General features: G+C 50.7%; 10 protein-coding genes and 1 pseudogene. 1 reads left to right on the top strand and 10 read right to left on the bottom strand.

Translation table 11 applies throughout. From position 1 onward, the window contains the following. The first annotated feature begins 24 nt into the window (after window positions 1-24). A complete protein-coding gene (locus NDA02_RS24395; protein WP_348256104.1) occupies window positions 25-2,670 on the top strand; it encodes an NACHT domain-containing NTPase in 2,646 nt (881 codons plus the stop codon). Here NDA02_RS24395 and NDA02_RS24390 read toward each other — a convergent pair. From NDA02_RS24390 to NDA02_RS24345, 10 genes and pseudogenes are all read right to left on the bottom strand, one after another. After that, window positions 2,603-5,749, bottom strand: a complete 3,147-nt coding sequence (locus NDA02_RS24390) for a plasmid replication protein, CyRepA1 family (RefSeq protein WP_348256103.1) — start codon at window positions 5,747-5,749, stop codon at window positions 2,603-2,605. The genes NDA02_RS24395 and NDA02_RS24390 overlap by 68 nt on opposite strands. A gap of 557 nt (window positions 5,750-6,306) precedes the next feature. Beyond that, the gene (locus NDA02_RS24385; protein ID WP_348256102.1) at window positions 6,307-6,858 is read right to left on the bottom strand and encodes a Uma2 family endonuclease; all 552 of its coding nucleotides are present in this window, start codon (window positions 6,856-6,858) and stop codon (window positions 6,307-6,309) included. A 40-nt stretch (window positions 6,859-6,898) separates the two neighbouring features. Then, on the bottom strand, window positions 6,899-7,096 hold the full coding sequence (locus NDA02_RS24380; RefSeq protein ID WP_348256101.1) for a hypothetical protein: 198 nt from the start codon (window positions 7,094-7,096) through the stop codon (window positions 6,899-6,901). An 88-nt stretch (window positions 7,097-7,184) separates the two neighbouring features. After that, window positions 7,185-7,409 carry a hypothetical protein gene (locus tag NDA02_RS24375; RefSeq protein ID WP_348256100.1) on the bottom strand — a complete coding sequence of 75 codons (225 nt, stop codon included), beginning with the start codon at window positions 7,407-7,409 and terminating at the stop codon, window positions 7,185-7,187. Window positions 7,410-7,499: 90 nt separating this feature from the next. Continuing rightward, on the bottom strand, window positions 7,500-10,478 hold the full coding sequence (locus NDA02_RS24370) for a Tn3 family transposase (protein WP_348256099.1): 2,979 nt from the start codon (window positions 10,476-10,478) through the stop codon (window positions 7,500-7,502). A 347-nt stretch (window positions 10,479-10,825) separates the two neighbouring features. Continuing rightward, entirely contained in the window at window positions 10,826-12,931 is a 2,106-nt protein-coding gene (locus NDA02_RS24365) for a 3'-5' exonuclease (RefSeq protein WP_348256098.1), read from the bottom strand. Between the two features lie 18 nt (window positions 12,932-12,949). Then, on the bottom strand, window positions 12,950-13,711 hold the full coding sequence (locus NDA02_RS24360) for a hypothetical protein (protein WP_348256097.1): 762 nt from the start codon (window positions 13,709-13,711) through the stop codon (window positions 12,950-12,952). Between the two features lie 18 nt (window positions 13,712-13,729). Then, on the bottom strand, window positions 13,730-16,519 hold the full coding sequence (locus NDA02_RS24355) for a site-specific DNA-methyltransferase (protein WP_348256096.1): 2,790 nt from the start codon (window positions 16,517-16,519) through the stop codon (window positions 13,730-13,732). A 67-nt stretch (window positions 16,520-16,586) separates the two neighbouring features. After that, window positions 16,587-18,818, bottom strand: a complete 2,232-nt coding sequence (locus NDA02_RS24350) for a DUF262 domain-containing protein (protein WP_348256095.1) — start codon at window positions 18,816-18,818, stop codon at window positions 16,587-16,589. Next, window positions 18,819-19,707: pseudogene (locus NDA02_RS24345) on the bottom strand (restriction endonuclease); the annotation flags it as partial. It lies immediately after the preceding gene.

The raw sequence follows: 19,707 nt of genomic DNA, 5'->3' as shown, positions 1-19,707 counted from the left end.
AGGGAACAGCGTTTAGGTTCAGCTATGGGACAGCGATCGCTCCAAGCATCCGCACAAGGACTTGCAATTCTTAAGAAAGCAATAGAACGAAGGAAGGGCGGACAAACCTATTTGGCAGGAGCAGTAGGTTGCTCCCGCCAAACAATTTGGAGCTTGTTGCAGGGTAATCCCACGGACTGTGACACATTTATGGCGGTTTGCAAGGAACTTGACCGGGACTGGGAAGTGATCGCAGAGCCAGAGACATTAAAGCCCGAAGCTGCTCCTGTTCTTGATGCGCTAGTGCAGGAGGTGCGGCAGCAGGTGCATGCCAATATCCAGAAGCGATGTGGTGAGATGCGGGTTCTAGATATGACTCGTCCGATCGACCTCGACACCATCTACACTGATGTCAACATTCTTCAGGAAATTACCGGACGACGACGGTTAGACCTGGCAGAACTACTGAAGCATTGCAGCCCAGAAGAGTTTGACCGACTTGGCTTTGCCCATGCCCGCCCAGAACGTCGGTCGGGACTGGATGCCGTCGAGGAATTTGATAAATTGCTGCTGCTAGGAAAACCCGGCGCGGGAAAGACTACATTTCTTAAGTGGCTAGCGACGTTGTGCAATAGCGGCACTTTTCAGGGTTTCAGGGTTCCTATCTTTATCACGTTAAAGGACTTTGGGGACAGTTCAAGAAAGCCTGAATTGCTTCCCTACATCAGCCAACGGTGGCAGGAACTAGGGGTTCAGGACTCTCAGAGGGCAGAACAAATCCTCAGTCAGGGACGAGGACTCCTGTTGTTGGATGGACTGGACGAAGTCAGCGAAAGCAGCAGCAAACAAGTATTGCAGGAGATCCAGTCTTTTGCCGATCGTTTTTCTAAGAATGCATTTGTGATGTCTTGTCGGATTGCGGCAAAAGAGTTTACCTTCCAGCAGTTCACAGAGGTTGAAGTTGCCGATTTTAATGATGAACAAATTGCAGATTTCGCGAACCGATGGTTTCAGGCAAAACAGCTCGTAGAGAAGGCAGAGCGGTTTTTAGCAAAACTGAAAGAACAACCTCGCATTAAGGAACTGGCAACCAACCCTTTGTTGCTGACCCTGCTGTGTTTAGTATTTGAAGGGCGAACTGATTTTCCAGCCAACCGCTCTGAGCTATACGAAGAAGGGTTAGATGTTCTCTTAAAGAAATGGGATGGTACTCGCAGTATCGAACGAGAACAGATCTACCGAGAACTTTCTCTTAAACGCAAGGAAGATCTGTTGAGCCAGCTTGCCTTCACTACTTTTGAGCCGGGCAACTACTTCTTCAAACAAAAGAATGCAGAACGGTTGATCGAAACCTATATCCAAAATCTACCGGGTGCTCAAACCGATCCAGAAGCCTTACGGCTTGATAGTGAAGCAGTTTTGAAATCGATCGAGGCACAACATGGGTTACTGGTGGAACGAGCACGAGGCATTTACTCCTTTAGCCACCTAACCTTCCACGAATATTTCACAGCGCGTCGGATTGGGAAACGCGATGAACTCTATCCAGTTCTCCTTTCTCACCTAACTGAAAAGCGATGGCGAGAAGTTCTTCTATTAACGGTAGGAATGGTAGAGGATGCAGATTCCCTGCTGCTAATGATGAAATCTCAGATCGACGAAATGCTGGCAACGGACGAAAAACTTCAGAACTTCCTCGCCTGGGTTCAGCAGAAATCCGGCTCAGTCAAAATGTCTTACAAGCCCGCTGCCATCCGAGCATTTTACTTTGCCCACGCTCCCACCCTCAACTTCGCCCACGCCTACAACTGTGCCCTCACCTTTGACTCTGACTTCGACTTCACCCACGCCGGCAACCCCATCTTCATCCACCGTGACCTTAACGGCGCCCTCGCCCGCGCCCTCAAACGCGACCTCAAACGCGACCTCAAACGCGACCTCGACCGCGCCCGCGCCCTCGCCTTCGACCTCGCCCGCGCCCGCGCCCGCGCCCTCATCGCCCTCGACCGCAACTTCACCCACGACCTTACCGTTGCCCTCGTCCGCGCCCTCACCGTCGCCCTCGACCACACCATCAACCTCATTTTCACTATCGATCACGCCATCAATCACCCTATCGCCCGCGACCTCGCCCACGACCGCGACATCACCGAGGCTATTGACCTTGCCCGCGACCTTGCCATTGCCCGTAACCCCAATCTCGCCCGCAACCCTGACCTTGCCCGCGACCGCAACCCTGACCTTGCCCGCGCCCGGGACCCCGACCTCGTCCTTGCCCGCGACCTTGCCCGCGACCTTGCCCGCGACCTCGCCTACGGCTTTGCCCCCGTTATTGCCTATGTCATTGCCCACGAACCTGTACTCAAGCAGTTCTTTAAGGAATTTCAGGATCAATTTCCTAAATTTCCTAATTCTAGAAAAGGATGGAATCAGTTCAAGAAACGGTGGCAGACCAACTGCTCAGTCTGGTTGAAACAGCTGAGAGCAATCATGATTGAACATTACAATATTGGGCATGACTGGCAGTTCAGCGAAGCGCAGAAGGAACTACTTCAGCAATACTATGATGCCAACAAACTGCTGGTTGATTGTCTCAATAGTGATTGTTATGTTAGCCGAAAGGTCAGAGAACAGATTGAGGAGAGTTTGTTGTTACCTGTGTTTCCGATCGCCTTTGTTCCTCCTGAATAGCAATTTCATTAGTCATCTGCGGTAAGGGTTGGGCAGGGGAGTACGACTGGTTGAAGGATTCCTCCTCTAATGCTGGGGCAAAGTGTGGTGATGGATCACCTGCTGGTCTTGCATTACTTAAAAGCAGGGGAGATCCATCCGCTGTGGCTCGATCGCGCTTCGCTGTCCTTCTATCCAAAATGGCGATCGACTCCTGCCAAGAGAATTGATGCAAACAGTAAACCCTCAGTTTTTCTCCTTCGTGTCCCGGCACCGATCGTGACCAGCGGAAATCAATTTTGATGCCTAGCTGCGACAGAAGCTGATGAATGATTTGCACATCACTCATGTTCTCTGTGATCGTGAGGCTAAGGGCTTGTTTGATCTGGGCTGCCCATTCTCTTGCTTTGCAGGCATACCCATACAGGTCATACTTCGTCCACTCTTTGTGGGGGTCTAGAAAATCAGTTAGCTTCAACCGCTCACGTAACGCTTGACGTAAGGCAGCACTGGAGATGTCCCACGGGCACAACGATTGATTCCACTTCAGTTGATTGTCTAGTGCCTTCACCGTGCGATCGACTGCCACGCCGGGATAGAGCAATTCCTCCAAGCTCCGCAGTTCCCCGCGCCGTCGCCCTTCTTTGTCTGCCAACACATCTTCAACCGTTAGCTCCTCCAGGCAATAAAACTCCTTGAGGTAAAACTTGGCGATCGATCGCTGCTGCTCTGGGGAAACGCTCTCCTGAGCCTCCAGTTGCAGTACTTCGCTAACCGTCAGGTCATCAGCTGCCATAATGCTCTCTGCGTCTAACTGCCGTAACTCATCGCGAGCAATCTTCAGCAGTTCGCCAATGCCACCATTCGATTCTCGGTTCTCGATCGTGATCTGGTTCCCCTCAAAGCGGAGCCGCACGATTAATGCTTCTCGCAGATGCAGCATCGATCGATTCTGAGCGGCAGCAATCCGGCAGTAAAGGTCGAGATGGGGATCAGCTTGCCAGTCGTAAGTTCTGAGGTCTGGGACATCCTCCCGTAGAGATGAGCGGATTAAGCTAACTGTGGCAGAAGTGCGGCTTTGCAGATGTGCTTTTAGCTCTAGAGAATTGGTCGATCGGGACGCTTTGCTGTAGTTGCTGCCCCGTTTCGCACACCATACGACTCGCTCGACTGGCTCCCGGACTCGTCCTAACGCCTGTGCCATATCTGCATCCGTGGCACTGACGCCGCCAAAGATGCCATAGACTCTGGCAATGATGCCCTGCGTTTCGATGCTGACGCCGGTGGACATGGAGGGAGAGCAGATAATGACATCGAACTCACCCTGCTCTAACACGGCATCTGGTTGCTGGATGAACGATCGCTCGATTTCCCCTCCAGATGTTTCCGAGTTAATCACCAGTACGCGCAGCCCTGGAAACTGCTGCTGGATCGTCCTGGCCAGTGCCTTGGAGGTTGCTTTGCTGTCTGTCGCGACAAACAGTACCTTACCGGATTCAATCGTGCTGATGTCCTCTAGTAAATCTGCCATGATTGCCGTGCGATCGGGGCATTGAAGCATTCTGACTGCATACCCTTGCGGCTGGTAATCATTGCGGATCAGGAAGACCGGGTTTGCATCTTCCCTTAACGCCTTGAGATAGTGCAGCGTGGCATTATCCAGATCGGCATCCGCAACAATAACCCGGCGAGCGACTCGAATTAATTGCCGGAATCGTGCCAGCAGGGCTGGGCGTTTGCCATCTTTCGCGCAGGTGCTGGAGGTCAGTAGGTGGCGAATGACCTGAACCACCTCGTCAATCACTAGGTCGCAGCCGCGAAATTTGTCGGGATCAATCGCCAGCAGAGAATCGACGACAAAGCTGACCCGGAGGGTGTAGGCAGAGCCAGAGATAAATTCCCCGTTTGCTTTGTCCAAGTCGCCGATATAGTCAAGCTTCAGCCGTTGGCTAAGGGAACGTTGGAGCGATCGCCGGTGTCCTGCGGAGAGAACTCTCTCCAAGCCCTCCACCTGACCCGCAATCCACTTGGTCTTGCCCGTTCCCTTGGGGCTGCATAGCGCGATCAGACCTTCAGCGGGAAGGCGTTGCAGATCCAGGGTAGATAGGTCAGCGGTCTGTAGCCGGATGGCAGGCGTCCAGGTTAGCTGCTGGGATAACTGCTGCCAGATGCGCCAGTGTTCGAGTGGAAGTGCTTCAGCATTCGCTTTTTCCCAGGCTTCAGCGCCGCAACTTACAATCAGGTCATCAATGCCCTTGCCGTCCTTACCGCTCCACTGAGCGATCGCTACGGTTCCATTCGTTTGATGCAGCAGTCCGCCAAAGCGAGACAAAGCGACATTCACCCGCTGCCGCGTTTTATCCTCCGCGTCCTGGTCGAATGCCAGCACATGCGGTCTGCCCGTCTGACAGAAGCGCAGGACATCGGCAATCAAAGCCCGATCGCCAAGCGCATCCTTGGAGTAACCGCCGTTTACACCGTAAAGCGCGATCGCCACATAGCCCAGGCTGAGGAGAGCGAGGGCTTTCTTGCCGCCTTCCGTCCAGACGATCGGCAGTTCAGGATGGTCAGACAGCCAATCCCAGAATGAGCCGTCTAGGGGCACTTCTACGCGGTAGCGATCGGCGATTCTTTGGCGGATGGCGGGTGGAAGGTCGGGCAAAAAGGCTCTTGAACCATTGCCAACCGGGGTTTCATACTTGCAGCCCTTCCCTTTCGGGTCCACCCTAGGCTGACCGAGCTTTGCTTGCCAGCAGGAGTAGTCCTCATTCAGCAGTAGTGCCGCGACCGTTGCGATCGGTTTATTAATCCAGAAGCGAGTGTATTTCCAATTCAGCGCGTCATGGATGGGTGTTTCCAGCACTTCCCCCCGCTCATAAATGAGGTCGGGCACGACTCGCACCGTGGCAGAAAACAGGACTGGGTCGATCGCGCTGCCGTGGATGAATTCTTGTGCGATCGATTCACGGAACTGTTCTAACGAGATAGGAGGTTGAGACTTTGCGTTGTTTTCTTCAGACCTTTTCGACAATGACAAATTTTGAGATGCAAAACCCTGTGGAGACGAGGATGACCTCGCCCCAATCGATGAAATATTCATAGTGACGTTCTTACTCTTTAGTAAATGTGTTGCTTGATTTGCAGGTTCTCCGGTGACTTGGGGGTGAGTGTTGAAGCGGTTCCCCATCAAACTTGAGAAAAATTGCAGCAACCATTGGCGCACCGATCTGGCAGTGTGCTATCTTTGTCTCAAGTCTGGGTGATTTTTAGACAAAAAATCCCCGCCGCTGAAAGACTTACTTTTTCAGCGATTCAACCCCCCAGGGGGACTTATGAAAAACCAAATAGACCGTTTAAGAACTAAAAGCCGCTGGTATTGAGATTGGCCCCTCGTGACCAGTGGTTTTTGCCTTTCTGCTACTGGTTTTTATTTGTTTGAGCATTGGTTCGCTAGTTTTACCTCCTTGGCTGAGTGGACAAACTTGGTTATCTAGTAGCACTCGACCGATCGGGTTGAGGCGCGACTAATGTGCAAAGTATAGATCCGATCGGCGTTTGAGAGAAAATTGATATCTCTGAGGCGGCAGGGTTAGGGGCTATATCTACTGCACAGATTGCAGTGGCTCATGACTTGTTGATCGGTCACATCCTGGTTCCTCACTTACCGATGAAGCGGGAGACATCGATTGATACGTCTGGAAAGGCGACCGGATGAATAATGCCTTGCTCCAGCATTGACGCTTCCTGATAGTCCCCATCGTCAGGTACTCGAAAGACAACCAGCTTCATCTCACGCAGGTTGACGACCCAATATTCCTGGATGCCATCAGTGGCGTAAGTTCTGCGCTTAACCTCTAAATCCTTCTCCAAGCTGGAGTTCGAGAATTCGATCAGCCAGAAAACGTTAGACGGATAAGGATGATGTTCGTCGTATTCATCCTCCAAGGGCTGCACAACTGCAATGTCTGGTTCTGGCTCTGACCTGTCAGATAACGTAATGGGCTTCCCCTCTCGAATTTCTACCCGCTCACCGAGCAGCCGTCTCAGATAGTTAGCCGCTTTGGTACTGCGGTTTGCATGAGGTATCCCCTCTGGCGGCATCTCCACAATCTCTCCATTCAGCAACTCCACATGGCGATCGTCCAGGATGCCAGCATCAATCATGCGGTGGTAGTCGTGAACTGTCCATTTAGCGGTAGCGACTGTCATGGCGGTTCTGTCCTACTGAGATTTCTAGTTTTCTGCGGCATCAGCTTGAACGTGCCTCACTTTCCTGCTTAATCTGGTCGAGCCGTTCTCGAATCAGCACTCGAATTTTTGACGAAAGCGGCAGCTCCCGCCACGCAGCATCGTCACGACACTCTTCAATTTCCTCCCTCATGTCGTTGATATCGACAGGGATTCGACCTTTCTGCGCCACTGAATCACCTAGTACGTTTCCTTCCATAAGTCTATTCCTCCTGTTTCTAAAGATCTCGTTAGGAATCAAATAGATCCTACTTGACTCTATTAGAGTCTACTGTGTTAGTATCCAGTTATGCAACCGGATAGCTCAAACCGGATAGCACCAGATAGAAGACAGGACATACCGGATAGGTGGAACCGGATAGGTAAACGACATTCACTGGATAGCTGTATGGAGGCACTAACCCCAGACCGAGAAATAAGCGGCATGACGATTGCTGACTTGTGGATTGAGATTCGCATCGCTTGTGGGAGTGCCCCCGGACGATCGCAGTTTTACGAATGGTTGCGCGCAAGCGGGGAAGGGGTTCGGTCTGCCGCGCAGCAATTCTTAGAGGGGTTGAGCCGACATACGGGCAAAAAAGTGCAAGATGGGCTGGAAAGCTTTACTCCAATTGCTGTTCGTCCAATGGAATCGGTAAGGGAATCGCCGCTTCCAAGGGTAAAGGGATCTGCTTAAAATCAATCACATAATCGCCATAACGCTTGAGGTGACGGGTGATGTAGGGACTCAAGGTTTTGAGCACGGCGCGGTCTATCTTCATGCCCTCTGCACTCAATGTTTGGATCGCTAATGAAAGATCTACTGTATTTTGCAAGATCACCGCATTAGCCACCAGGTCCAGATATTTCAGTCGTTTCTCCTGCTCCTCCGGGTCGTTGTCCGTGATCACCCCCTGCTTGCCAAAGAAGAGCCAGTCTACAAAGCGGTTATAATCCTCGACAATATTGGTACAAGCCGTGATTTGACGGCGTAAGCCCACATCCGAAATATAGCGCAGTAGAAAGAGCGTACGGATGACCAACCCTAACGCTTGAAAAGCTTGGTACAAACGATTTCTCCGACTGTAGCTACCCAATTTGCGGAGCAAGGTTGACGGTAGCACCTTGCCTGCCCGGATGGATAAGGCGACGCGGATCATGTCTTGCCAATGCGTTTCAATCAAGGACCAATCAGCCGTACCCTTAAACAGCGGTTCAAGATAAGGATAAAGCTCATCGTGACTGGGCTTGAGGAACGTCAAATCCTTCCAGTTGCGAATCCGCGGCATCAACTTGATGCCCAACAGATAAGAGAGTCCAAACACGGGTGTGGCTTGCCCTTGAGTATCGGCATGGAGGGTATCAGGCTGAATCTCGGAAGTGTTTTTCAGCAATCCATCGAGAATGTAGACGGCTTCCCACACCCCGCAGGTGATGAAGTGGGTGAATAAAGCGATGTACCTGTCCGAAATGTGGTGATAAGCAATTCCCCCATAACCGCCATAGCGGATGTGGTACTCCGATATCAGGTTGTTCTCGTAAATCGCAAACTTACTGCCATCGGCGGCAGCCGTTTTCCCTGTGCCCCAGACCTTAGGTAAATGGAGCTGATTGTAAGCACCAATCAGATCGCGGCTTGCCGCTTCAAGTTTGGTCGCATCCACATGCCGCCGATTCGTGTAAGACAGCATATGGGACGTGACTAAGCCGCGTGTGTGTCGTGCAGTTTGATTGGGACCGAGATTACAGCCATAACCAAAAGTAGTGAGGATGTAGCGCTCCCTTGGCTGTTCCAGCTTCGGTTCAGCCCCAGAAGCGGGACCAAAGTGACGGGTCCAATGCAGCCAATGTTCGGTGTTGCAGAGAATATCCAGGATGCTCCGCTCCGGCAACTGCTCCCAAATCGCCGCTTCCAGCGTGTCCGCTCCGGGTGGTTTGGGCAGTGTCTTGATCCGTTGCAAGATAGGGACACCTTGGGGCGAGAGGTTAAACTGCTCCGAGACTTGGCAAGCCTGGTCTGCTTGCCGTGCGGTTGCGGTTAATTGTGTGTGCAAGGCTGCCACAAACTGGTGCGCCTGAGCGGGCAAGCTGAGTTCAGCACAGTACTGCGCGAGCTGCGATTCACATTCGTGCAACGGGAGCAGTTGTTCACGAAAGTCAGCATAGCTCTCTGAACCCAGGACACAGGCATCGCCCGTTTTTAAGTCCAGTGCCAGATAAGTGAAGATGCAAACTTCTAACGGTTGCCGTGCCAAACGCTGGTCTTTTCCTGCCCCATCAACCACTAATTGTCGCCAGAGATTGCTGCTAAAGGAGAGATCCAACCCAGCCGGGAACCATTGACTCCGACGATGTTCCTGACTCAAGATAAACTGCACAGCCTCAACGAGAGACTGATCTTGGCTGGTGGAACGAATGTCGAGCGAGCGCACCAATTGGAACAACTGCTTCCGGTAATGTCGATAGAAGCGCCACAACAGCGGTCGGTAGTTGTCACTGTTGTAGCTAGCGATCTCCTCACATTGCAGCAGCAGTTGTGGCGCACCCCCATGAAGTTCCAGAACGGCTTGCACCTGCTCACCCAAAGTTGTGGCGCTTTCCGGTGCCACAGCAGCAGTCAGCACCTTGGCATACTGCTCCAGTAGCGTTTTGGTTTGGCTTAGGTGTGACTCGCGCAGTTCCACCAATCGGGCTTTTGCCTGTTGCTTAAGCCGCTGCATCCGCTTGAGAAACATCTCCACTAGGTGATCACGGGTTTGGACTTGGGCTTGATAAAGCAGGCATAGTAAGAGTGTGCGGCGCTTTTGGGGTTGATGCTTGCTCAACTCAGCACTATCAAGGGCTTTGGCTTGAGCGGCAAAAGACTGTCGCTTAGTACTGGGTAGTTCTTGTAGCAAGCGTTTTGCATCCCCAAAGGTCATGCGCTGGTTAAACTTCGTTTGTAATTGTGTTAGGTGCGCGAACGTGGCGCTTTGGGGAGGCGCTTTGAGCAAATTGAGGGAAGCCTGGGTTTCGGGCGTTTCACTCAGCAGTAGCTGATCCAGGTAGGTCTGCTCCTCTGCTGATAGACCCTCTGAAATTTGTTGAAACAGTCGGCTATTGATCGTTGAGCGAACATGACTGACGAGATGATCCAAGGTGCTGAAGGCAGGCAGCTCATAGCGGTCTTTGATCAGCAATTCGACCGCTACATTAATCAAATCGGCGGGGTGATCCTTGGTGAGCGCCGCGGCGGCAACTTGGTCGCGCAGGTAGGCTTGAGCGTTTTGGTCATAGGGTTTGATCTCCAGATAGCGTCGAATCGCGACTTGGTAGTGGCGGAGTGAGCGCAGTGAGGGTTGCGCTGCAATCTGGTCGCGCAGGTTCAAGCAAGTGCGGAGATGCTGGATGAGCCTCGCTGGAAGCTCGCTCAAGGCGGGGAAATAGCCCAGCCGTTGAAACGCTTTCAGGAGCACTAAGACGCTCAGTTGTCCACGTTTGCTGCGCGTATGTGCTTGCGCGAAGGCAACCTCAGAGACAGTTGGAGTAAATTGTTCAGCCAGTTCTTTGGGCGTTGGGGAGCTTTTGAACGTAGGATAGGCAGTCCGTTCGAGGGTGGTCATCCTAGGGAGCCAGTGCGCAAGGGAATCCTGTGAGGATAAAGCCTGGCTTGTCGCTTTTGCCAGAGCGTTGCTCTCACAAAGCACTGTCCTAAACTGAGATTGACAGTCTCATAAAGGCAGTGGACTAAAATTGGACTCAATTGCCGTTTTGTAGTATGTCAAAACGCCCCAAACTCGTGAGACGGAAAGGCAGTTCAGCTCATCCCTAAAAAAGCTAGAACCGATACGTTGCAGAGGTTATAGGTCAGTCTCATGATTTTGCACTGCTGCTCGTACGGCAGCAGTCCCAATACTCAGCCTCACTTCGACAGATGCTCTGAAACTCAACCTGGATAAAGCTTTTCAGCCTATGTTGCACTTTTTTGCCCGTATGTCGGCTTAACCCCATTTAAGTCGTCTAGAAATTCAGATACTGGATTGACACCGGTAACCAATAGGTAATCCCTAGCGCGAGTGCAGGCGACGTAAAGCAGGTGTCGCTCTGTGTTGTAGACTTCCTCCAACTCTGACTCGTCAGTAATCGATTCAATCCGCTCTTGGAGGGGAATGACCTCATCATCACAAGCCATTACCGCGACTGCCCGGAACTCCAGTCCTTTAGCTAGGTGCATTGTGCTGACTGCGATACAACCTTCGGCAAAGGTAATTTGATCGTCTAGTTCAACTGGGGTAATACCTGCCTGTGTAATGGCAGCGATCGCTCGTTTGATTTGGGGTTGGTCTCGTACAAATACGCCAATTTCTTCAGGGTGAATGCCGGCGGTGAGGCGATTAGCAATCCACTCTCCAACTGCTTCAATTTCGGTTTCTGGGCCATCGTAAATTTCAATGACAGGAGCAGGTCCGTCGAAAACTGAGACCGTACTTTGTCGTTGCTCCAGATTGCCATCGACATCTGCTATTTCTGTGGGAAGCAATCGATCGGCGGATGATCGGATCTGGTGCGAGGTGCGGTAGTTGATGGTCAGTATTTGCGATCGTCCGCGAATATCAACTCCTAATGACTTCCAGGAGAAGGGTTGCTGGAAAATCCGCTGTCCTAAATCTCCGGTAAAAAATAGGCTGTCTGGGTGTTGCTTGCCGAGGGCTGCCAGGAATCGTAGTTCAGCAATGCCCATATCCTGAGCCTCATCTACGACGGCAAATTCAAAGGGGTATTTTCCGGTGTCAATCAGATGTTGTGTGACTTGACCAAAAAGGCTTGACCAGGTGAGGAGTTGCTGCTGGTCTAGCCAGGTGAGAAGTTGCTGAAACACTTGCCAAAATAGTTCTCGCTGCTTTTCGCCTAGACGAGTTTTTCGTCCCAGTCGGGGAACATCTCGGTAGGACTCCCAATTGCCCAGTTGCCAATCATCGACCACATTGTTCCACTCTCCCCAAAGGAAGGACTCTGTAAAGCGCAGATTAGGGACTTGTTTAGCAAGCTTGAGCAATTGCGATCGTACCTGCCTAGGGTCGGCAAGATGAGGCGTACCAAAGGTGTCGGTATAGAGTTTTCGGACAACCTCTTGAATGCCACCGACCTGAATTCGGTCGAGCAGGTCTGGCTCGTTACTAGCTAAGCGATGGAGCTTGATCCGCAGGGCATTTGCCAGGGCTGGGGAAAAGGTGGTAAGCAACAGTTGAGCCGTAGGATGCTGACGTGCTAGAAAGACGGTACGATGTAGCCCAACGATTGTTTTGCCTGTCCCGGCAGAACCTGAGACGCGAACGGGGCCGCTGTAGTCTCGTTCCACCAGTAATCGTTGTCCAGGGTGCAGAAATACAGTCCACTTCTCCCAGGGGTATGCTAACGCCCGTTCCAGTTCAGCCACGTTGCTCATGATCCGGAAACGACGCTGAGCATCAGGGTGATCGAAGGGATTGATATCGCTAGGTACAGGAATGGGGCGTTGGGGTTTGCCTCCGGTTGCCAGTTCTAACAGGGCTTCAGTTGCTTCTTGAGGTAAGTGATCAGCGATGTCGAATAAGGTGTTTTCCGTGGCTTGCTTAACGTCCTTGAGCCACTCAGGTGGAATACCATAGCTCAATAGCTCGTCATCAGAGACATCAGCAAACAGTAGGGGCTTTGGGGTACTTACAGCAGGTTGTTGAATAGGTTGCTGAATTACCACCTCTTCGATTGTTTCGCGGATCTCGACTAGTTGGGCGGCTCCAGTTTTGGGATGGCGTTCAATTTTGCGACGGCTTGCCCAGATATAAGCATCATTGTGATGGGCTACATAGCAGAGTAGCAGGCTATTGTCAGTTCTATGGACAATCAGGCGAATGTCCATGTTGACGCTGACCGACCAGAAGTTGGGATCTTTAGCGCGGTCGAGTTTATGGAATCGCATTCCTGTACTGGCTGGGTTGAGTTGCAGATCGAAGGCAGTAGTTTTGACTGCTTTCTGTTCCTGCCCAGTGAGTTTGACCAAACTATTTGTGAAAGTGTCAGCGATGCGGAATTCCATCTTTAGAATAAGCTTCAACTAATGGGCAGCGTTAACAGTATCAGTATTGTTGTCCTGCTCTTTAGAAGGTAAAGCCTGCTGATTTGAATAGCCATCTTGTAGGAATGTAGTGTCAGAAGTTTCTAAAACAGCAGCAGAGGTAAGAACTGTATTTGGATTGCTGTACGAAGGATACATTTGAGTTGAAGCATTTCTTCTAGGAAAGAACCGTTCAAACAAAAAGCCAAAAGCGAGAAGCGCAACAATAATAACCTCTCGCACTCTTACGCCAGCACGTGCGCCCTTAATCTCATCCGCCAATTCCTGATTTCTCTTTTCAAGTTCTTCTAATCGTCCAGATGTCCTACCTATTTCTGCCGACTGCTCGAAAGTTTGCACCCTCATCTGCTCGGTTTCAGTCTGAATTTGCTTCGCCTGATTTAGCGTTTCTTCCGCTTCGGCTTGAGTGGCATTACGTCCGAATAAACCTAATTTTCCTTCTAATTGACCAACCCTTTTTTGTAGCAGAGTAATTTCAGATCTGTCCTGGTCATGTTGCTTGAGGAGCTTTTGATTTTCAACCTGAAATTGTTCATATAAAGGTTTGTATGCGGCTCCCTCTCCTGCCCCTGCTTTGTAACCCGCATCATAACGACTATTCCATGTGGTTAGAAGTACAAAAAAAATAGCTATTGAAGCAAGTGTTATTGGGATGATAGTGGTCCAATTCCAGCCTTTGACTTTATCGACAAAAGGTAAACGTGACCACCAGTTTTCTTGCTTTGAATTTCCCAAGTTCATCTCAATACCTTACCTCAATTAATCCACCCTAAATACCTTCATCACCTCATCCCCCAAGTGATTAATCACCTTGACGGCAATACGACCCGATTTGGGTTTGTTAAAAGGGCGTGAGGTATTGCTATTTAGAGTTCCCCAGCCTTCCTCATCGATCTCAGCTTTGAGGGTTGTTTTGAGGGCTTTGTAGGGGTCACTGGCTCCGAGGAAGTAGGCGTGGCGGACGAAGAAGCTTTCTTCGTTGTAGTCGGTGTCGATGAACCAGCAGGCAATCTCATCAGCATTGCTGGAGCGGACATCACCGGACTGGGGATGAAACACATCGACCCCGTGGATCTTCACCTGAATCTGCCCACCCTCAACTTCGTCAATGTCGATGTCTGGCTCTCCAAAGATGACAAACAAATTGCCTGCCCCAGTGTTCTTCAGTGCATCTGCCATGTGGAGGTCAGCGTTCATTCGGGCTTTGAGAACAGGGATGCGTCCTAGATTGCTAAACTCAGTAGAGTGGGCATCGTAATTAAAGGCACAGGCGATTAACACATCAAACCCAGCGTCGCCTGCTTCCCGTGCAGCGGCTACTAAATCAGGACGGGTGACTGTCCCAAACTCTGGACCAATGAAAATGCCTGCCCGTTTTTCCTTCTCGCTTTCCCCTTCAACGTAGCGACCTTCAGCGCAGATGTATTTTCCAGGCCAGCCAATGATGGTTGTGAAGTTGAGCTTACCTTCTTTGTGCGCCTGCTGCACTCCAGCGGTCTTGAGGTTTTCTAGGATGACATTGGCAAAGTCGGCAGCGTTAGTGCTATGTTCAGGGGTCTTTGGCTGGCTGGGGTCTACCAGTTCATCCTGTTCATTGACTACCAGCACGCGATGAGGTGAGAGACTTTCTACGGTGAACGGACCCGCTACCCGCACAGTAGATTTGTCCTCATAGGGTTTGTCGTAAAGGAACTCTTGGTCAGCCTTAGCGGCAATAGAGGCATCAATCTCCTTCTGTCGGGCAATTCGCTGCTGCCACCAGTCTCCATGCAGTTGCTTTGCTTTGTCTGACCACTTCTGCTCTGCCTCACGAGGAATTTCCCATTCTTCCCAGGTTTTGTCCAAATCGGCATTGAGAGCAGTGCGTAACGGCTCTAGTTTCGTCTGGTAGGTATCCCAGATGATATCGATTTCAGCGTTGTTGGCAATGGACTTGAGGGTGATGTGGGGCACGCGATCATAGACAAAGCCCTGGCGGATGTTGCCGTAGGTAGGAGTTGCAACAGGAGCCGTGCGGGTAATTTCGGCTTCTTTTTGCTGCCCTGCTTTGGAGTCTGCCAGCAGGTAGTAGGGATAGCGGGCACCCATGATGCGGGCACGGGCGAGAGCGAGGGCAACGCGGGAGGTGTCGATGGTGATCCAGCGTCGTCCCCAATGTTCAGCAACGTAGGCAGTGGTGCCACTGCCACAAGTGGGATCAACGACGAGATCGCCGGGGTCTGTGGTCATGAGGATGCAGCGTTGGATAATCTTAGGGTGAGTTTGCACTACATAGGTTTTTGTTTCACCAAATCCTGCTACTGTATCTGCCCAAGTGTTTAAATAGCTAATACATGGAAAATCATCGTAGTAGAGCTTGTAGTAGAGTTTTGTTCCTAAAACAAAAAGTCGATCTGCTCGATCCAGGCATCTTAAGCCGTTTTGATTGGTTCGCCAGCTTTTTCTTCCCCTTGGATAAAAGTCTTTGCCATTAAAGGGGTAATTAAACATACAAGAAGGTGTGAATCCCGAGGATTCAAGGACAGATCTCTTAAAAATACCCTCGGTATATTTCTGATCAAGAAGATTAGGATCTATTTCTTCATGTCCCCAATCCGTTTTAAGGAACTTGAATTCTTTATTCCCATCAAAAGCTTTTTTTCGATAAAGATTTCGGTACTTTATCTGTTCTAAGTCCTTAGAATACCAAAGAATAAAATCAAAAACAGATTCTAATCTACCTGACTCAAGAGGAGTCATTGACTGAAAGTTGATTTGTGAGACAAAGTTTTCGCTGCCAAATATCTCATCAAGCAAGGAGCGTACTCGATGTACATTCTCATCCCCAATCTGCACAAAAATTGAGCCGCTATCGGTTAACAAATCCCTCGCCACCGTTAACCGATCACGCAAATACGTTAAATACGAATGAATCCCATCTCGCCAGGTATCCCGAAATGCCTTCACCTGCTCTGGTTCGCGGGTAATCTGCTCCTTATTCCCATCCTTCACATCGCGGCTAGTTGTTGACCACTGAAAATTAGAGTTGAACTTAATGCCATAGGGCGGGTCGATGTAGATACACTGCACCTTACCCCGCAGCCCTTCCCGCTCTGCCAGGGATGCCATCACCTGAAGGCTATCGCCCAAAATCATTCGGTTTGTCCAGTTGGCATCGTGTTGGTAAAAGTCTGTGCCCGTTGCCTCTTTAGACAGCCCATCAAAGTCGGCAAACAAATCGAACCCTAGTTGTTGTGGCTGGTTTGTTTCGGCTCGAACCTGACTCTGACGCAGCAGATCATCCACTAACACCTTGGGATGTACCTTCTCCTGGATGTAGAGCGGTGGAGCACTGACCACCAGGTCTGACCAGTCCTGTTCATCTTTGCCCCGCCAAACTAGTTGGGGGTCTAGGTCACGATTGCGGCGCTCATACGCTACCCGCACTGGGCTTTTCTCCTCCTCTGCCATGACAGACTGATACTCTGCTGTGGGAATATTCTTGCGCTTTGCCTCTTCGTGTTTGAGGGCTTCGACTTTTTTGGATTGATTACTGGAGTTACGTGCCATCAGGTCTATTCCCTACCAATTGTCTTCAAGGTTCGTTTCGTAATCAGTGAACTTGCTATCTGTTTGTCTACCTCGAAAGCACAGTGTTGAACCAAATGACAGCAGCTTCCCCTTCCTTCCGGGCGACATCATGTACGGTTCGACTATGGCGAATGCCATTACGAAGTTCTGCTAGTTGCCCAAATTTGGCAGCAAGCGACTCTTTGGTAGAGAAGCGCTCTGAGAAACGAGACCACAGATTTGTGTTTGTAATCGTGTCTTGTAGCTCTCGCAGGTCGAAGAACTCTAGCTGCCCCGCAAGAGTTGTATAGGTTTCTACGTCTAATGCAGCATTTTTCCTGGCTGCGCTATGGATGCGTTCATCCACCTTTTGCTTAATATGTCCTGGCACAAGGGAGCTATCCCCCTCTAGCGCTTCCTGTATGAGCCCCCGCAGTGAGAGTTCTATTTGTTCGATATGCTCATCTAGCTCCCTCAATGGGGGCGATAAATCTAGCCGTTCCTTGATCAGTAAATTTTCAATCGCAAGTTGTAACGTGCGCTGCCGCTCCGCAATGAACTCTTCATAGTCATCTGGCGTAAAGGGATGACGCAGCAAAATCGCCTGAGCCACAGGTGAAATAAAGTGCGATTCGAGAATGCTCCGCACAGCCTTTTCTCCGTTAGCTGCGATTAGCTCCGGTAGATAGGCATTGGGAAGGCGATCGCCAATCACATCCCGGTTTGTAGCAGCCGCTAATGGCGTGCGATTGAGAATTGTATGGATCGCATTGCCTTTAAGATGCTTGGCTCCCCACGATGCCGGAACAATGTGATGATCGTCTAAATCTCCAGGCTGGGGCACATTACCTGTAAACCAGTCTCGTGCTCCTTGAATAACTAAAAGGTTGAAAATACCGTTATAAACTGACGAGCCACGCTTGGTCTCTCGTCTTAAGTCCAGGTTTCTGAACCGAGTCTTAAACTCTTGAATGAGTGTTGGCTCAGCCGTTTCGTCCTGAAACCATGCCTTCATAGCGAGGAAATCTCGAGCGCTAGTTGACTCAACGGAGCCAGAATAGCGATTGGTAAAAACAGCTGCCCAATACCAATAGCGAATTTTCCTTTGTGCCTCTAGCTTTTGTCCCACAGGCAACGTTTTCAGGTATGACTGCAAGGCCGAGAAAACTGGCAAAATCGCTACATACGGCAAATAGCTGGAGGAGATCACGCCAAACTCCTGAGGATGGCGCAGCAATTTAATAGCCTCTTCTAAGGCACTGACTGCCAGATCCCAATGTTGCTGGAAATCCGCTGTATCAGCAATGAGCACTTCTTTACGACGACTACCATCAGGTGCTCGAACAGGTTTCTCTTGCCCTGGCAGTAGGAAATAGAGATATTTGGGTGAACAGTAGGACTGCCGAAGAATCGACATCACCTGAAGAATGTAGACATTCATCTTTTCCGTGTCGATGAACTCCAGACAAGGAGAGGCATCTCGCCACATCTGCTTGAGTTGTAAGCCCTTAGGCTTGAGCAGGGCATTAATCAGATCGAAGACATCCAGACGGATTCCTTTGCTGTTGATTTGGGTAAAGATATCGCAGACCCTATCGACACCTAGATCCTCGTCTAGCTCAATATACGAGATTTGATATTGCTCAGTAAGGCTACGCAAGTGTTCACCAAACTCCCGTGCATTTTCGGCATGACGGGATGCCAACTGAGCCTTGCCCGAATCGCCTGCGGCTTCTGCTGCCGCTGCCTCATCAGTCCAAAACTTCACATAGCCCTGTACCCAATTAGGTAAATCCCATCCACCGGCACCGATGATGGAGAGTGGAAAGATATGCTCTGCAAATTGAGTGCGTTGGTCATCAAATACCTTTGCCCAGCGTCGCGTTCGGGGTTGGTAGTCAAACGCCTCATCGTATTCCTCAGCTATGAAGCGATCGACTCGGACAAAGTAAAGGAAGCGATTGGCACGGTTGGGTAACGGTTTATCAGGGGCGACAAAAGCATAATACATAGCCGTTAGACGCTGCTGCCCATCGAGGACGATATGATCCTTGCTAGCATTGCCTTGATAACCATAAACAGGCTCACAGGAGAGCGCGTTGAAGTTTTCTGGCTTACCTTTCCAGAGCAAGAGACTACCGATGTAGTAATCGAGAAAAATCGACCGCATCAGATCTCGGATATCCCAAGGTCGCCACTCAAATTCCCGTTGAAAGTCAGGAATGACAAACCGTCCTTCTTTCAGCCTGGAAATGAGCAAGTTGAGGCTGATGTGATCCGGCTTTTGAGCATTTCTCATTTACGCTATCTCTCCAGATTGCAGGCTGATGGCTGCTTGAACGACACTGTTGAATTCCGACTCAATCTCAAATACGGCTGTAAACTCTGCGAACGCCCACCGTCCAAAACTACCCAAGTTATTCACGCCTGGCACCCAGTAATTCCGCATCGTGCTGGCTTTCTCCTTGGCATCTTCACCGCGATAGCCCTTAATCTCCACAATCAGGTTGAGTGGGTCAGGATGCCCATCATCTACCAGCACAATGAAATCTGGTAGGTACTTGCGGGCAGTGGAGCCATACAGGTAGGGAACCTCAAACCCCAGGCTTTGGTTTTTGACATAGGCTTTGACCCGTGGGTGGGCTTCTGCTACGCGGCAAAACTCCGCTTCCCAGTCGCTGTCACAGACGACCCAGTTAACCTGGCTGCGGCGTGGGTCTGTTTTCCAGAGGGTAGGTTTTGAAGTGTTGAAGTTGATGGTGGCAGTGCTGCCGGTAGGGTTGTAGGCATCCAGGATTGCCTTAATCGGGCGATCGCCTACGATGGCTTCTGTGATGGCCGCTCTGATGCGGTCGCACGCCATGTCAGCAATCTCTCGATAAATCAACTGAGCTGGATAGGTGCCACCCGTGCAGCGCAGGTAATCTTTCATCCAGAGCCGGGCAATCCGCTTGAGCTGCCCAAACAGATGGATCTTGGGTTCTTCTCCTGGGTCGCGGTATTTGTGATAAATCAGGTGTTTGGTCAGGTTATATAGCACCGTTGACTCCCGGATCTCCTCCAGGTGCTGAACGTTGAGCTCAACTCCTTCACCGATAATGCCTTCATTGCGGGTTCTAGTTGCCCCGACCAGGGCAGGCGTTAGCTTTAGCAGTGAGTCTTGGGTAAACTGGGCAGTCAATGCGGTA

This window comes from Leptolyngbya sp. ST-U4 (assembly GCF_039962215.1).
Classification (GTDB): Bacteria; Cyanobacteriota; Cyanobacteriia; order Elainellales; family Elainellaceae; genus Leptolyngbya_A.
The sequence above is the reverse complement of the archived record's forward strand: the minus strand, read 5'-3'. Positions and strand labels throughout refer to the sequence as shown.

Coding starts and splice junctions, on each gene's coding strand:
- NDA02_RS24395 (WP_348256104.1), top strand. CDS start 25: ATGGGACAGCGATCGCTCCAAGCATCCGCACAAGGACTTGCAATTCTT.
- NDA02_RS24390 (WP_348256103.1), bottom strand. CDS start 5,749: ATGAATATTTCATCGATTGGGGCGAGGTCATCCTCGTCTCCACAGGGT.
- NDA02_RS24385 (WP_348256102.1), bottom strand. CDS start 6,858: ATGACAGTCGCTACCGCTAAATGGACAGTTCACGACTACCACCGCATG.
- NDA02_RS24380 (WP_348256101.1), bottom strand. CDS start 7,096: ATGGAAGGAAACGTACTAGGTGATTCAGTGGCGCAGAAAGGTCGAATC.
- NDA02_RS24370 (WP_348256099.1), bottom strand. CDS start 10,478: ATGACCACCCTCGAACGGACTGCCTATCCTACGTTCAAAAGCTCCCCA.
- NDA02_RS24365 (WP_348256098.1), bottom strand. CDS start 12,931: ATGGAATTCCGCATCGCTGACACTTTCACAAATAGTTTGGTCAAACTC.
- NDA02_RS24360 (WP_348256097.1), bottom strand. CDS start 13,711: ATGAACTTGGGAAATTCAAAGCAAGAAAACTGGTGGTCACGTTTACCT.
- NDA02_RS24355 (WP_348256096.1), bottom strand. CDS start 16,519: ATGGCACGTAACTCCAGTAATCAATCCAAAAAAGTCGAAGCCCTCAAA.
- NDA02_RS24350 (WP_348256095.1), bottom strand. CDS start 18,818: ATGAGAAATGCTCAAAAGCCGGATCACATCAGCCTCAACTTGCTCATT.